At 47.8% G+C, this 13,777-nt stretch carries 13 protein-coding genes; 5 read left to right on the top strand and 8 right to left on the bottom strand.

The genetic code is table 11. From position 1 onward, the window contains the following. Nucleotides 1-8: 8 nt before the first annotated feature. The 4 genes from R7P72_RS03025 to doeA form a co-directional block, all read right to left on the bottom strand. Nucleotides 9-1,529, bottom strand: a complete 1,521-nt coding sequence (locus tag R7P72_RS03025) for an NAD-dependent succinate-semialdehyde dehydrogenase (protein WP_213907144.1) — start codon at nt 1,527-1,529, stop codon at nt 9-11. Between the two features lie 155 nt (nt 1,530-1,684). Next, a complete protein-coding gene (locus R7P72_RS03020) occupies nt 1,685-2,164 on the bottom strand; it encodes an Lrp/AsnC family transcriptional regulator (RefSeq protein WP_213907145.1) in 480 nt (159 codons plus the stop codon). Between the two features lie 123 nt (nt 2,165-2,287). Then, nucleotides 2,288-3,295, bottom strand: a complete 1,008-nt coding sequence (gene doeB / locus R7P72_RS03015; protein ID WP_005387043.1) for a N(2)-acetyl-L-2,4-diaminobutanoate deacetylase DoeB — start codon at nt 3,293-3,295, stop codon at nt 2,288-2,290. A gap of 54 nt (nt 3,296-3,349) precedes the next feature. Further along, nucleotides 3,350-4,537 carry an ectoine hydrolase DoeA gene (doeA, locus tag R7P72_RS03010; RefSeq protein ID WP_005387041.1) on the bottom strand — a complete coding sequence of 396 codons (1,188 nt, stop codon included), beginning with the start codon at nt 4,535-4,537 and terminating at the stop codon, nt 3,350-3,352. Nucleotides 4,538-4,808: 271 nt separating this feature from the next. Here doeA and R7P72_RS03005 point away from each other — a divergent pair, with 271 nt between their 5' ends. After that, complete coding sequence (locus R7P72_RS03005; RefSeq protein ID WP_005373778.1) at nt 4,809-6,242, top strand: PLP-dependent aminotransferase family protein; 1,434 nt, start codon at nt 4,809-4,811, stop codon at nt 6,240-6,242. A 20-nt stretch (nt 6,243-6,262) separates the two neighbouring features. Here R7P72_RS03005 and R7P72_RS03000 read toward each other — a convergent pair whose 3' ends face one another. After that, complete coding sequence (locus R7P72_RS03000) at nt 6,263-7,285, bottom strand: helix-turn-helix domain-containing protein (RefSeq protein ID WP_005373776.1); 1,023 nt, start codon at nt 7,283-7,285, stop codon at nt 6,263-6,265. Nucleotides 7,286-7,416: 131 nt separating this feature from the next. Here R7P72_RS03000 and R7P72_RS02995 point away from each other — a divergent pair, with 131 nt between their 5' ends. Genes R7P72_RS02995 through R7P72_RS02985 form a run of 3 tightly spaced genes read left to right on the top strand, consistent with a single transcriptional unit; the run spans nt 7,417 to nt 9,794 of the window. Further along, entirely contained in the window at nt 7,417-8,178 is a 762-nt protein-coding gene (locus R7P72_RS02995; protein ID WP_042523253.1) for an SDR family NAD(P)-dependent oxidoreductase, read from the top strand. Nucleotides 8,179-8,218: 40 nt separating this feature from the next. Then, on the top strand, nt 8,219-8,731 hold the full coding sequence (locus R7P72_RS02990; protein WP_005373771.1) for a 2,4'-dihydroxyacetophenone dioxygenase family protein: 513 nt from the start codon (nt 8,219-8,221) through the stop codon (nt 8,729-8,731). Between the two features lie 4 nt (nt 8,732-8,735). Then, nucleotides 8,736-9,794, top strand: a complete 1,059-nt coding sequence (locus R7P72_RS02985; RefSeq protein ID WP_005373769.1) for a zinc-binding dehydrogenase — start codon at nt 8,736-8,738, stop codon at nt 9,792-9,794. 83 nt (nt 9,795-9,877) lie between these two features. On the opposite strand, the gene R7P72_RS02980 is transcribed toward R7P72_RS02985, so the two are convergent. Together R7P72_RS02980 and grxB are read right to left on the bottom strand one after the other, a co-directional pair. Beyond that, entirely contained in the window at nt 9,878-11,002 is a 1,125-nt protein-coding gene (locus R7P72_RS02980; protein WP_005373767.1) for an alkene reductase, read from the bottom strand. A 10-nt stretch (nt 11,003-11,012) separates the two neighbouring features. Further along, on the bottom strand, nt 11,013-11,642 hold the full coding sequence (gene grxB / locus R7P72_RS02975) for a glutaredoxin 2 (RefSeq protein WP_005373765.1): 630 nt from the start codon (nt 11,640-11,642) through the stop codon (nt 11,013-11,015). A gap of 199 nt (nt 11,643-11,841) precedes the next feature. Here grxB and R7P72_RS02970 point away from each other — a divergent pair, with 199 nt between their 5' ends. After that, nucleotides 11,842-12,777, top strand: coding sequence for a LysR family transcriptional regulator (locus R7P72_RS02970; protein WP_025817374.1), 936 nt, complete (start codon nt 11,842-11,844; stop codon nt 12,775-12,777). Here the strand turns inward: R7P72_RS02970 and R7P72_RS02965 are convergent. Beyond that, nucleotides 12,730-13,641 carry a LysR family transcriptional regulator gene (locus tag R7P72_RS02965; RefSeq protein ID WP_005373761.1) on the bottom strand — a complete coding sequence of 304 codons (912 nt, stop codon included), beginning with the start codon at nt 13,639-13,641 and terminating at the stop codon, nt 12,730-12,732. The two genes, R7P72_RS02970 and R7P72_RS02965, sit on opposite strands and share 48 nt — an antisense overlap. Nucleotides 13,642-13,777 lie beyond the last annotated feature (136 nt).

Here is a 13,777-nt window from a genome sequence, read left to right as displayed (position 1 = left end):
TTCGTGTCTCAACTGCCACTGACGGTTGGTAAAGCGCCTAAGCAGCAGTATTTGATTTCGCTGTATTCTTCAAATCCGTGACGGCTTCCTTCTCGTCCAAGACCAGACTGTTTCACACCGCCGAATGGGATAGGGTGCCCTGTCATTTTGACGGAGTTCACGCTCACCATGCCAAACTCCAAACCGCGCATGCAGTGCCAAATTTGGTGAATATCGTGACCATAAGCATAGGCAGCTAAGCCGTACTCAGTGTCGTTGCTCATTTCAATCACGGTATCTAAGTCTTGGTAAGGCAATACGCCTGCCACAGGACAAAAATTCTCTTCGCGATACACCGCCATTTCAGGGGTTACATCGGCTAGCAATGTCGGCGCGAAGAAGTTTTCGCCTGGTACGGGCTGGTGGTATCCCGCTACCAATCGCGCGCCTTTGTCGAGCGCGTCACGCACCAAATCATGCGCTTTATCCACCGCAGTGCGATTAATAAGTGGTCCCATGGTGGTTTTTTCGTCTAAGCCATTGCCCAAAACGATGTGGCTCATTTCTTTGGCAAACGCTTCCAAAAACGCTTCGTACTTATCGTCAGGGACGAAAATACGGTTTGCGGCCAAGCAGTCTTGTCCTGCGGTTTGAAACTTCGCATCCACGGCGGCTTTGGCTGCTTGCTCGACATCCATATCTGGCAGCACGATGAAAGGGGCGTTACCACCGAGTTCCATACTGCACTTCTTCACGGTTTGTGCCGCGTCGCGTAGCAATAGTTTGCCTACTCGAGTTGAGCCTGTGAACGAGAGCGCTTTGACTTTATCGGAGTGACACAAGGTTTGTGACACCATCACCGCATCGCCAGTGATCACGTTAAACACACCAGGTGGAAAGCCAGCTCGATCTGCTAACTCTGCCAACGCTAACGCAGAAAAAGGCGTTTCACTGGCTGGCTTAATGAGCACCGGACAGCCTATTGCTAGTGCGGCTGCGGCTTTGCGTGTGATCATGGCATTAGGAAAGTTCCATGGCGTAATCAGTGCTGCGACACCAATTGGCTCGCGCACCGTTGATAGCTGCGCATTCGGAATATGACTTGGGATGGTTTCGCCATAACAGCGGCGTGCTTCTTCGGCAAACCAACGAACAAAGGATGCGCCGTAGTCAATCTCACCTACAGCATCACCTAGTGTTTTTCCTTGCTCCATCACCATCAAATGAGCAAGGTCTTGCTTTGATTCTAGAATCAGGTCGTGCCAACGCATGAGAATTTCAGCGCGCTCTTCTGCTTGCATTTTTCGCCATTGACGAAAGGCTTGGTCGGCTTCATCAATCGCTTGATAGAGTTGTTGCTGAGATAGCTTAGTGATGTAACCGATGACCGTGCCATCTGCTGGATTATCCACCGGATGAAATTGATCACCACTTACCCATTTGCCATTCACGTACGCTAAACCTCTCACCAAACGTACGTCTTTCATTATCGCCATCATGTCGTGCGAGGCTTTTAATTCTTCAGCGTGTAAGCTGTGCAGTGCTGTCATGAGTCCTTCTCCCAGCATCGTTGTCCATAATGAAACTGTAATGGAGAAGTGACCGAAGTAATTTCTGATACCGAGGTTTAAAACGTCAGAACTTTCTTTTTAGTGCCGTTAAATATGGTGTTTTTTCTGTTCACGCCTGATACGCATTTTCCCTTTTATAACAAAGCGTTTTGGTTTACTTCGAATGTGCTCGCATCACGTTTGATTGTTTTTGTCACAATGTAAGTAAAGTAGCGCTCAATGCCCACATCTGAGTCTAACCAGTTGTCGATAAGCCGCTGATATTGGTCGATATCTTCTGACTGAATTTTAAGGATGTAATCGATACCACCGCCCGTGGCATAGCAATCAGTGACTTCTGGTGAATGTTGAACCAGTTGCTCGAAGCGTTTGAACGCTTGGGCGTTGTGTTCTTTGAGCGTAACTTCAACCATAACCGACGTTCGTTTGAACAAAATATCGGTATTTACTTTTGCTCCGTAACCTTCAATGATGCCTGCTTCTTCCAGTTTTTTGACGCGCTCCCAGCAAGGGCTCACGGATAGGTTGATGGCCTCGGCAAGGTGAGATTTGGTGATACGACCATTATCATGAAGTATTTGTAGAATTTTTACGTCGTAGCGATCGAGGCGCATTATGAGTCTCCCTGTTGAATACTAATCATTTCATAAAGGCTGATGACTGGTCGCTGTTATAAGGTGCTTTCCAGTTTGCTTCTGGTATGCCATTTGTTTTGATTTCTTTAGTTGGCTTTTCAATCAGCCTATCTCGCCGCAGTCTTCGGCTATAACTGCGATAGTGTCACCGATATTCACCATAGCAGGAAAACGACGCGCCGCGAAAATACCATTGAGCTGTGACTTGTACTCAACGGGGGCGGTACCTGTGCGCTCGGTCGAGAAGATTCTCACTAATACATCGCCCTTTTTGACGGTATCGCCAAGATCAAATAAGTATTCTGTGATGCCGTGGTGTTGGCTTTGCACATAACAACTTGCATCAGGCATATCTAATAACTTAGTTGGTTGGGTTGGTTGTTCGTAGTCACCGGGCAAGTTGCCTGAGAAGCGTAAGAAGTTGCGAATGCCACGGTCGGAATAAGCGATGGTTTCTGGAGTGCTGGTTCCGCCTCCTCTTAGTTCGGTGGTAACAAAGATTTTTCCCTGAGACTCCACGGCAGTGTCATACAGGCTGGTGGCGTCCATTTCGAGCAAGATCATGGTGTAAGGTGCGCCAAACAGTTTTGCACCTAATATGCAGGCTTCTTCTTGATCGAGATTGTCGAGACGATGGGCAGCGGCGAACGGCACGATATCTAACGTTTTACCACCTGAGTGAATGTCTAACGCAAAATCGCACTTAGGAACTAGGTAACGAGTAAAATAATCCGCAATTTTCTCAGTCACTGTGCCTATGGGATTGCCGGGAAAGCTGCGATTTAAATTCCCTTTATCGATAAACGACGTACGTGAGGCATTTTGTACCGCAGGTAAGTTCATCATTGGCACAATAATGACGCGACCTTGTATTTGCTCTGCTTGCAGCGAGTTTGCCAATTTTAGCAGGCTGGTGATGCCTTCGTATTCGTCTCCGTGATTACCGCCAGTAAGCAGTGCGGTTGGTCCGTGACCATTTTTGATCACGGTGATAGGTATCATAATACTGCCCCAAGCGGAGTCGTCATGTGAATAGGGCAGCGTTAAAAAGCCGTGCTGTACACCTTCTCGGTCAAAGTCTATGGTGGCTGTGATCGAGCTTTTTTGCATATCAAGTCCTTTTAGTTCTCAGACCTGGCTCAACAGAGCTTAAGGTTTGAAAAATTAGTGTTTAACAAATAAGTGGCGTGGAAAATCACACAATGTTTTTGCTCCATCATGGGTAATGACGATACTTTCCGTTGTTTCTAACCCCCAATCTTTGAACCACAGCCCCGGCATAAAATGGAATGTCATGCCTTCTCTCAAGATGGTTTTATCGGTGTCTCGCAAACTCATGGTTCGTTCCCCCCAATCTGGTGGGTAGCTCAAACCTATTGGGTAGCCACAACGGGCACCTTCGCGTGAGAATCCCGCTTTATCGAGAACCTGGTTTAGTGCATTGGCGATGTCGGCGCAGGTATTTCCGGGCTTTGCCACTTTCAAGCCCGCTTCAAGTCCTAGAGTTAGGGCTTCGTCGGCTCGTTTAAACTTGTCGTCAGGCTCGCCAAGAAAAATAGTGCGTGAGAGTGGGCAATGGTAACGGCGGTGCGCCCCTGCGATTTCAAAAAACGTCCCTTCGCCTTTCTTGAAGGGTCTGTCATCCCAAGTCAGGTGAGGTGCGGAAGCATCAGAACCTGATGGCAAAAGCGGCACAATCGCGGTGTAATCGCCAAAGTGGTCTTCGTGCCCGAGCACGGCTTGGCGGTTAATCTCGGCAACAAGGTGGTGTTTCGGTAATCCTGGTTCAATCATGTCGAACGCGACACGGTGCATGTTTTCAACAATGCGAGCGGCACGGTACATGTATGCCAGTTCTTGATCGGATTTAACGGCGCGGCACCAGTTGACTAGTCCAGTTGCATCGAGAAGTTGAGCATTCGGTAGGTGCGTAGTGAGTGATTCGTAAGCGGTGGCGCTAAAGTAATAGTTATCTTTTTCTACACCGATACGACCACGATCCCAAAGGCGCGGAGCCAGTACGGCTTCGACCAGGAAATCCATCGGGTGTAGCGGCGGATTCATTACATAATGGTCTGGATAGTAGGTGATGTTTTCTGCCGACATATACGCAGTCCTGTATGCTCCGTTGGCATCTTGGCAGCGTCCAAACCAAACGGGTTCATCAGATGGACCAACAACGGCACATTGTGGCACGTAAAAAGACCACCCATCATAGCCTGTCAGCCACGCCATGTTAGAAGGGTCATGAATGATAAGGACATCCAATTCTCTTTCTTCCATCGATTGCCGAACTTTCGTTAACCGATCCTGGAACTCATCCAGTGTAAAATGCAAAGCAACGCCTCTCATATTTTCTCCTTGTTAGAAATCCGACGCCTTATGGGCCTTCGGAGACGCTGAGGTATTTCTACCTTCTACCAGCTAGCCAGATCTGCGTTAAAAATGATTGCAATTTACCTCTGGGGTTGTATTTGGATTGAACGATGCTGTTTAACATGTTTGTTTAACCCATACATTTCATGTCAATCATTACAATTGTGGTTTATTTTTGTGCATTTCACCTCGTTTTGTGAGTTAAAGTTCGCCATTTGTTAAATGGAAGTTACAATGAGCGTTAAAAATGAATCAATTAAAATATTGTGTCATGACAATTTCTTTGAACCCGATCATTCGGCCAGGCACCGCTAAATATATCTCCATTGGTAACTATCTTGTCGAATGTGTCCGCAGTGGTTATCTAAAACCGGGGACTCGATTACCCACACATCGTGAGTTTGCAGAGCAAATTGGCGTCAGCGTACAAACGGTGAGCCATGCATATGGTTATGCAGAGAAAAAAGGGGCGATCGAGTCTTGGGTTGGGAATGGTACTTTTGTCAAATCAGGTTTTGTGGATGAAAGTACGGACACGGAGTTCATGCTGACACAAGAGATGAAAGAAACGCCGGATGAAATTGATATGTCGATTGCACATCCAGTGGTGACCGACCGCCACATTACGCTTTTTAATCAGGCGTTAATGGAGATTGCTGGGCAAACAAACAATCGTGGTTTGATCAGTAAAGCAAAGCCGGTAACAGGTCAGCCTCATCATATTGAGTCAGGAGCACGATTTCTAAGTAGCCAAGGGCTGGATGTGGGTGCCGATCAAATATTACTCACAAATGGAGCATGCCATGGTTTAACGTTGGCTTTAAGCACAGTTGTTGAACACGGTGATTTAGTTGCTTGTGGTCACTTGGTTGATCATGGCTTGATCTCTCGCTCGAGAATGCTTGGATTTAAGTTGCAACCACTTGAAATGGATGAGTTTGGTATAACGCCGGATGCATTTGAATGGGCATGTAAACACAAACCAATCAAGGTATTGTGTTGCACACCTAGCATGGCTAACCCGACTAGTGCGCATATGGATCTTGCACGCCGAGAGGCGATAGCGAATATTGCGCAGCAATACGACATCTATGTCATTGAAGATGACGTGTATGGAGCACTAGAACCTAACCGTGTCCCACCCCTTGCCACATTGTTACCCGAACAAGCTTTCTATGTAACCAGTTTAACCAAAGTTGTAGCGCCAGGCATGCGCACTGGCTATCTGACGGTCCCACGTCATTTTTTGCAGCACGCGATTGGTCGTTTAGCCGCAACGAGTTGGTCTGCGACTCCATTACCATTTGAAGTTGCTCATTTGTGGATCGAGAACGGTATGTTAAATCGACTTATTCGCTTTCAAGTCAATGAGTTTGCCAAGCGACAGCGAATAGCAAAAGCCGCTTTAGAAGGGCATGTTTATAGCTCGCACCCGAATGGACAGCACATTTGGTTGAGACTACCCGAGCAGTGGAATAGCGATGATCTGGTTGCTTCGGCTAAGCGTTCAGGGGTGCAGATCACTGGATATAAACCGTTTGTTCTCGATACAAATCAGCCAATGCCTTACGTGCGAATCAGCTTGGGAGCAGAAACAAACCGAGGCTACATCAAACACGGGTTATCTGTGATTGCTGAAATTCTCGATACCAACCCTCCCACCTCACACTTTTTGGTCTGAGCGATAGGTTATCTATGCTTTTATCTGATGGGCTTAAACGTTTGTAACTGAGTTTTTTCTTGTCGCCATTGTCTCGGCGATTTCCCCGTCCAACGGCGAAAGTGGCGGCTGAAGACCGCAGTTTCTGCATAGCCCAGTTGCAACGCGATATCGGTAATACTCTGAGTATTCTCATGCAATCGCTGTTCGGCGAAATCCTGACGCACTTGTTGTAAAAGCTGCCGATAATTTGTGCCCTGTTGTTTCAGCTTGTTTTGCAGCATTCTCGGATGCAGGTCCAATGCTCTTGCAACGCGCTCAACGCTGCATTCTCCAGTCGATAGCAAACGACCAATCATGTTTGCCGCTTGGTCACTGAGATTGTTGGGGTAACGGGTTTGAAGCTCTTTGAGGTGCTGTTGAAAATGTCGCTCTAGTGCGTCTTCATCTTGGTGGTTCTTAGCGTTAAGTAGACTCGCTTTAAGTAGGATACCGTCAAATTTATCACCGAAACGCAGTTTGTTCTGCTGGGCAAATTCGCTCTGTTCTGCCTCGAAGCTTGCGTGTTGGGTCAGGTGTAAAGAGAAGTGGCTCGCTTCAATATCAAGCAGACTGGCAATAAACATCGCCAGATGCGACACACTGAGCTGCATCAGCTGTGCGATACCTCGTTCGCTGTGCACATCAATATTGAGCGACAACCGTACCCAATCATCTTGTGGCGTCATGTTGAGAGTGACCCCTGACGAATGCAGATAGAGAAAATCATTCACCCGCGCCAAGGCATCACCAACCGTTTCTGCGCGAGAAACCAACATCGGCAAATCGCCCAAACTTTGCAGGTTTTGGCGCTCGGCGAGTAACGCACCAAACAACGGTTGCTGACAACGAGCAGCCGCTTCCTCCAGCAATTCAGCCAACCTTGGATAAGCGAGATAGGTATCGGGATCGCGAAATTGCGCCGCAGACAGCCCGACGGCAGCCATAATCTCAACCGGATTCTGCCCTAGTTCGGAAACCAAGCTATCAAATTTATCGGCGGCGCCACTTCTTACGATATGCATGTCTCGATTTTTAAATGTTAACAAGTTGTAAATCGCAATATATCAAATTTACTTCGCAAAAGGTCAAGTGAGTGTCAGTGAGTTGATTTAAGTTACATTTTGATAACAACAACGCATGGATGAGAAGCAGTATGGAACTTATCAATAAAACGGCCATTGTGACTGGGGCGGCTGGTGGAATTGGCCAAGCCATCATTGCAAAGCTGAGAGAGCAAGGAGCCAAAGTGCTTGCTGTCGATATTTCGGAACAATCACTGCAAATGTACACAAGTTTTGACCCAAAGCAGTTGGGAACCTTTGTCGCGGACGTCACCGATTACCAACAAGTTGAAGCTATGGTGAAGTGCGCGGTCGAACAGTTTGGCTCGCTTGACATCATGGTCAACAACGCAGGCATTGGCGCGCCGAAACCTCTGCTTGACCACGACCCAATTGCCGATTTTGAGCCGATCTCTAAGGTCAACCAAAATGGCGTCTACTACGGCATTCTTGCCTCTGGAAGACAATTCCAAGCGCAAGGCACGCCGGGCGTGATCCTCAATACTTCTTCTGTTTACGCACGAATGGCGTCTGAGATGACCTTTACCTACAACGTCAGTAAAGCCGCAGTCGATATGATGACCAAATGCGCCGCATTAGAACTCGCACCATTGGGTATTCGTGTTTGCGCTGTCGCTCCGGGACGCGTTGATACTCAGATGTTAAGGCAATACGAAGAGATTGGCCTGTGGGACCACATCCGCAAAGAACAGATGCGTCAAAACTTCACACAACCAGAAGAGATTGCTGATGTGGTGGCGTTTCTGGTCAGCGAGAAAGCCAACTGTATCAACGGTTGTACCATCAGCGCATCTGACGGTTTCGAGAATTTTAAGTACCCACTTATGGGATAGGCGAGTACGCCACATTACAGCAATAGCGAGGATGTAAGTTATGTCATTACCAGAAGTTATTCAGCACCAAGATTTCTTATTAACTCTTAATACCAATGAAGAGTCGATCATCAAAGACGCATTACCGGGTGTGGATGTTTATCCCCTGTTTCTTGATCCAGAAAACGGGACTTGGGTGATTCGCGCCAAGTTCAAACCGGGCGTGACTTTACCTAAGCACTTCCACACTGGTGTGGTGCATTTCTATACACTGAGTGGCGCTTGGCACTACATTGAATACCCAAAACAAGTCCAAACCGCTGGTAGTTATTTGTATGAGCCAGGTGGTTCGATTCATACCTTTCACTGTCCAGAAGAGTCGGGTGGTGCAGATGGCTTTATGGTGATCCAAGGTGCGAACATTAACTTTGACGACGAGGGTAACTTCATCAACATCATGGATGCAGGTTGGATTGAGCAAGTTGTTATTGCAACAGCGAAAGCACAAGGCTTCACTGCGCGCTACATCAAACCGGGTGCGATTGCTGGCCTAAGCGATGAGCTAGCGGAGTAACCCCATGCAACAGATGAACAGTATCATAATGCAGGATGGTAGTGTCCGCCTGAAGCAAGTCGCAATCCCTCAACCTGCAGCGGGACAAGTGTTGGTTCGTAGTCTCGCCTGTGGCATTTGTGGCTCCGACCTTCACATTACTCGACACGCGGATGAGGTATTTGATGTATTCCACCAGCTCGGGTTGATGCCTGATGAAGCCGGTGAGCACGCTCAAGTGATGTTGGGGCATGAGTTCTGCGCGGAAATTATCGAATACGGTGCCGATACGCAGCAAACGTTGTCCGTTGGTAGCCGAGTCACCTCAGTGCCGATGTTGCTCAGCCAAAATGGCGCGGGCGTTGGTGTTACTCCGGGTACTTATGGCGCTTACTCTGAGTACTTCCTGCTTGATGAAGCGTTATTGCTACCTGTCCCAGACGGAATGCCATCTGAGGCGGCGGCACTGACTGAACCACTGGCGGTCGGTTTGCACGCGGTCAATCGCAGTGAAATCGAGACGGAAGAAACAGCGCTGGTTGTCGGTTGCGGTCCTATAGGGCTGGCTGTGATTGCTGCACTGAAACAACGTGGCGTCAGCAATATTCTTGCGGTCGATCTTCAGGAAGAAAAGCTGCAACTTGCCAGCGAGTTTGGCGCAAATCGATTGATCAACCCGACCAAGGAAGACGAGATCGCCGTTGGTGAGCAGTACGCGATGAACTCACGTCTGGTCATTTATGAATGTGTGGGCAAGCATACCTTGATTGACGATTTTATGCGCCGCGCCCCTGCCCGAGCGCGAATCGTCATCTCGGGTATCCATACGACACCCGCAATCATTAACTACGCGTACGCGACGGTAAAAGAGCTCGACTTGAGATTCTCTTACTACTACCAACCGCACGAGTTTGAGCAATGCCTACAAGCGATTGCCGAACATAAGTTGCCTTGGCAGAAAATGCTCACCGCCAAAGTGGGAATCGACGGTGTCGAAGACGCATTTACACAGTTAATGACGCCAAATGACCACATCAAAGTCGTTATTGAACCTTGGCGCTGCGGCGCGTTAGAAGTGATTTAACTCTTAGCCAGATTAAGCTAGCTAAAACCAATTTTAGTTTGGTGACAGCCCCAACCGTAGCAGCTAGGTTGGGGCTTTTTTTGTTAGGCTTGTTCTGCGCATTCCCGTTGCAGAGCAGGGTAATCGGTGTAGCCTCGTTCGTTTCCGCCAAACAACGTTGAGCCATCGAGTTCTGCCAACGGATGGTGATGTTGTAAGCGAGAGACTAAGTCTGGGTTTGCTACGAATGGCCGTCCGAATGCGACAAGATCCGCGTAGCCTTTCTCTAACACTTCGTTTGCTCGTTGAGGATCGTAGCGACCTGCGACAATGATAGCGTTGCGAAAGCGCTTTCTAAGTTCGATTCGGAACGTCTCTGGAATCGTTGGTGCATCGGCCCAATCAGCCTCGGACAAGTGCAAGTAGGCGATGTCACGATCCTGCAGTTGTTTTGATGCTTCCAAGATTGTTGGCACGATATCTGGGCAGTCCATATCTTTAAACGTAATAAATGGTGCCAATCTCACTCCAACTCGATGCGCACCAACAGCGGCGATAACTGCCTCCACTACTTCGATAAGAAAACGGATACGATTTTCTCGTGAACCGCCGTAGTTGTCTGTTCGGTGGTTTGAATTAGTTCTTAAGAACTGATCGATCAGATACCCATTCCCGCCGTGGATTTCTACACCATCAAAACCCGATTCAATGGCGCGTTTGGCTGCGTTCGCGAAATCACCGACAACTCGGTTGATATCCGCTTGTGTCATGGCGCGAGGCTCAACACAATCGACCATATTGCCGTTGCCTTGTTCATCTGCAATCCAAACTTGCGTCTCTACCGGAGCGAGCGCAGATGGTGCGATAGGCTGTTCACCATTTTGGAATGTTGGGTGAGACACTCTGCCCACATGCCATAGCTGACAAAACATCGCTGCGCCTTGTGATTTGACCGCTTGGGTCACACCTTGCCAGCCCGCCACTTGCGCATCGGTGTAAACGCCAGGGGTGAACGAATAGCCTTGAGAATCGTCCGAAATTTGCGTGGCTTCGGAAATGATCAGCCCGGCAGAAGCGCGCTGTTGATAATACGTTGCCATCATCTCATTCGGGATGTTGCCCGGCTGAGTGGTGCGTGCGCGAGTCATTGGTGCCATGACAATACGGTTTTGTAGTGACAACGCTTTTAGTTGAGCTGGTTCAAACAGCTTATTTGTTCTTTGTTGCATGTTGCGCTCCTCAGATAAGTACAGGCACGTTGGTCGCTTTACGAGCGGTTGCCATCCAGTGAAGTACGGCTGGATCCCATTGCACTTCGGGCGCACTGAAAAAGCCGCGTAGAATGGAAAACATAATGGCTTGATCAACCAGTGACGTTTGCTTTTCTGAACTTAGGTTGAGCAAGGGTTTGGTTTGTTCTATCAAAGCGGCGACTTCTTTCGCAATCGCAGGTGTATCGTTAATCAAGGCTTCAAAATTTAACGCTTCGGTTTCTTTTTTTGCACGCCATGCTTGTTTAGCGGTTTCTGTTGTAAATTCCGGTAACGTCATGTTTGACCAACGCGGATATCCGACTTTTTGTAGCGGTAAAAACGCTTGTTTTTGCCAGTCTAAAACCGGTGCTGAGGGTTGGCTGCTTTCATTTGAAGATGCCAATTCAAGGAAGTAGTTGATGATGTCTAAGCTTTCCGCCATCGCTTCACCATCGTCTTTGATCAAAAGAGGAACTTGTTTTGCGCCGATGATGTTTGTGGTGGTGCTCTCGTCGTCATAAGCAATGTTGATGACGTCGAGCTGAATATTCAGTATGCCTGCAACAAAACGGACGCGTGCGCTAAAGGGGCAATGTTCATAAATGTACAGTTTCATTTTTTGTTTCCTATCTCTTGGCTGGGTAGGGCGTGTTGTTGTGCGTTGAACAGCGTTACGGCGTTTAACTTTACCCTGTCACATAACGTTCTGGGTCTAAACAATGTCGATAGGGTCAGTATATGGATTCGACTTAATTTGATAATTGGGTTATATCTGAATTGATTATTCAGTTTTTCCAAATAATAAGGGCACGAAGGTGGATAAGTTTTCGGATATGACGTTGTTTGTTAGCATCGTTAAACATCAAGGTCTGGCAGCGGCGGGAAGGGAGTTAGGTTTATCTCCGGCTACGGTAACGGCAAGACTGCAAGCGATAGAAGAACGCTATGGCGTAAAGCTGCTCAACCGAAGCACACGCCACGTATCACTCACGGACGCAGGGGCAATGTACCATCAAGCTTGTCTGAACATCATTGATAGCGTGAAAGAGACGGAAAACTTACTGCAAACGGGTATTTCGGAAGTGCGCGGAACGTTGAAAATTTCAGCTCCACGAGATATTGGCAAACAAATTATTTCGCCGATGGTATCGGCTTTTTCTGAGCAATATCCGGATGTGACGCCTTATCTTTATCTTAATGACAATTTATCGAACTTGGCTGAATCGGGGCTCGATTTAGTGATTCGTTACGGTGAGTTAGCGGACAGTAATCTCATTTCGCGCAAGCTGGCGTCGAGTCAACGCGTGCTGTGCGCGTCACCTGATTACTTGGCGAAGCAAGGTGTCCCAAACTGCCCACAAGATCTCGCGGTTCATCGCTGCTTAGCCATGGTGCGCAGCAATGAAGAATTAAAAACGTGGCACTTTAAAGATGAAGAGTCTCACCAAACGATCACGGTCACGCCGAAGCGCTTTTCTGATGATGGTGAAGTGATTCGACAATGGGCGTTGGACGGTGCGGGGATTGCGTTGAAATCGATTTTAGATATTCAGCAAGACCTCAAACAACAACGTTTAGTAACGGTTTTGGATGGGTATATGAAAAACTTCAGCGCCTTCTCGCAAGGCGCTGAAGCGGATCTGCATGTCATTTATCAGAGCCGTCAATATCAACCGAAAAGAGTTCGCCTGTTTTTGGACTTTCTAGTTGAGCAATTTAGCGCGCTGAGTGATGCCAGCAATCAGCTCTAGATGCGATTCAGAGGTTTCTCGGCGGTGGCGATAAATCCCGACGGTGCCAGGGTTTGGTTCTTTTTCCATGGTTAAGCATCGTAAGCCAAAGGATTCCAAATACGGTTGCAGATGGCGAGTATAAGACATCACCGCGACGCTTTCTTTCAGTACATCAATGCTGGCGAGCAGAGAATCCACTTCGTAAGTCGGTCTGTCATCCAGTTGCTGCCTTTCGCGTTCATTTTGTTTCGGGATTGGGTTATCGATGACGTGAGCGAATTTCTTAGCGTCATAAGTGACCGAAAGAGCGGGGTATTCGTGCAGCATCTCTTCGGTGACGGTTTTACCTAGCAGTGGATGATTTGGGGAAACAAAATAGGCATCAACCGTTTGAAATAACGGAATAAACGTAACATCGCATTTAGACGACAAGCCGACAATCTCGTGGCCGATGAAGAATTCAATCTGTTCGTTGATTAATGAATCCATCAAGCCTAAGTGGTTGCCAAATTCGACGTGTGTAGATGCCGATGGCTGCTTGGTCAGATGTTCATTGAGTGCTTGTTTGACGAACAGCGGCCACCACGCATCGCCAGTACCCATTTTAATTTTTCCGACTTGATACTGTTTCCGTTCATCAATGCTTTGCATCATTTGGTTGTATTCATGCTGCATCGCGTTGCTATGGCGATAGAGGATGCGTCCGTATTCGGTCAACACCATGCCATTAGGATGACGTTCAAACAGCGTCACGCCGAGATTCTCTTCCAGCTTCTTTAAATTGCTTGTTACCGTTGGCTGGCTTAACCCTGCCATTCTTGCCGCAGCACTGATGCTTTGGCAGCGTGCAACCAGTAAAAATTGCTGCAGAGATTTGTCCATTTTCTTTCCCCTCTAAGAACGAGGGGTATTTTGCACAATTTCATTTATAAATCACAAATCTGTAATCTCATTTGATTGAAATTATGCGCATTTCATAGATCTACATCACTGTTGGGGTTTGACGTATAGATGTTAT

The sequence above is a fragment of the Vibrio sp. Vb0888 genome (genome assembly GCF_033338835.1).
GTDB classification, from domain to species: Bacteria; Pseudomonadota; Gammaproteobacteria; order Enterobacterales; family Vibrionaceae; genus Vibrio; species Vibrio alginolyticus.
The sequence above is the reverse complement of the archived record's forward strand: the minus strand, read 5'-3'. Positions and strand labels throughout refer to the sequence as shown.

Excerpts from the sequence above, each read along its gene's own strand:
- grxB (WP_005373765.1), bottom strand. The coding sequence starts at position 11,642 with ATGAAACTGTACATTTATGAACATTGCCCCTTTAGCGCACGCGTCCGT.
- doeA (WP_005387041.1), bottom strand. The coding sequence starts at position 4,537 with ATGAGAGGCGTTGCTTTGCATTTTACACTGGATGAGTTCCAGGATCGG.
- R7P72_RS02980 (WP_005373767.1), bottom strand. The coding sequence starts at position 11,002 with ATGCAACAAAGAACAAATAAGCTGTTTGAACCAGCTCAACTAAAAGCG.
- R7P72_RS03025 (WP_213907144.1), bottom strand. The coding sequence starts at position 1,529 with ATGACAGCACTGCACAGCTTACACGCTGAAGAATTAAAAGCCTCGCAC.
- R7P72_RS03020 (WP_213907145.1), bottom strand. The coding sequence starts at position 2,164 with ATGCGCCTCGATCGCTACGACGTAAAAATTCTACAAATACTTCATGAT.
- R7P72_RS02985 (WP_005373769.1), top strand. The coding sequence starts at position 8,736 with ATGCAACAGATGAACAGTATCATAATGCAGGATGGTAGTGTCCGCCTG.
- R7P72_RS02995 (WP_042523253.1), top strand. The coding sequence starts at position 7,417 with ATGGAACTTATCAATAAAACGGCCATTGTGACTGGGGCGGCTGGTGGA.
- R7P72_RS03005 (WP_005373778.1), top strand. The coding sequence starts at position 4,809 with ATGAATCAATTAAAATATTGTGTCATGACAATTTCTTTGAACCCGATC.
- doeB (WP_005387043.1), bottom strand. The coding sequence starts at position 3,295 with ATGCAAAAAAGCTCGATCACAGCCACCATAGACTTTGACCGAGAAGGT.
- R7P72_RS02965 (WP_005373761.1), bottom strand. The coding sequence starts at position 13,641 with ATGGACAAATCTCTGCAGCAATTTTTACTGGTTGCACGCTGCCAAAGC.
- R7P72_RS02990 (WP_005373771.1), top strand. The coding sequence starts at position 8,219 with ATGTCATTACCAGAAGTTATTCAGCACCAAGATTTCTTATTAACTCTT.
- R7P72_RS03000 (WP_005373776.1), bottom strand. The coding sequence starts at position 7,285 with ATGCATATCGTAAGAAGTGGCGCCGCCGATAAATTTGATAGCTTGGTT.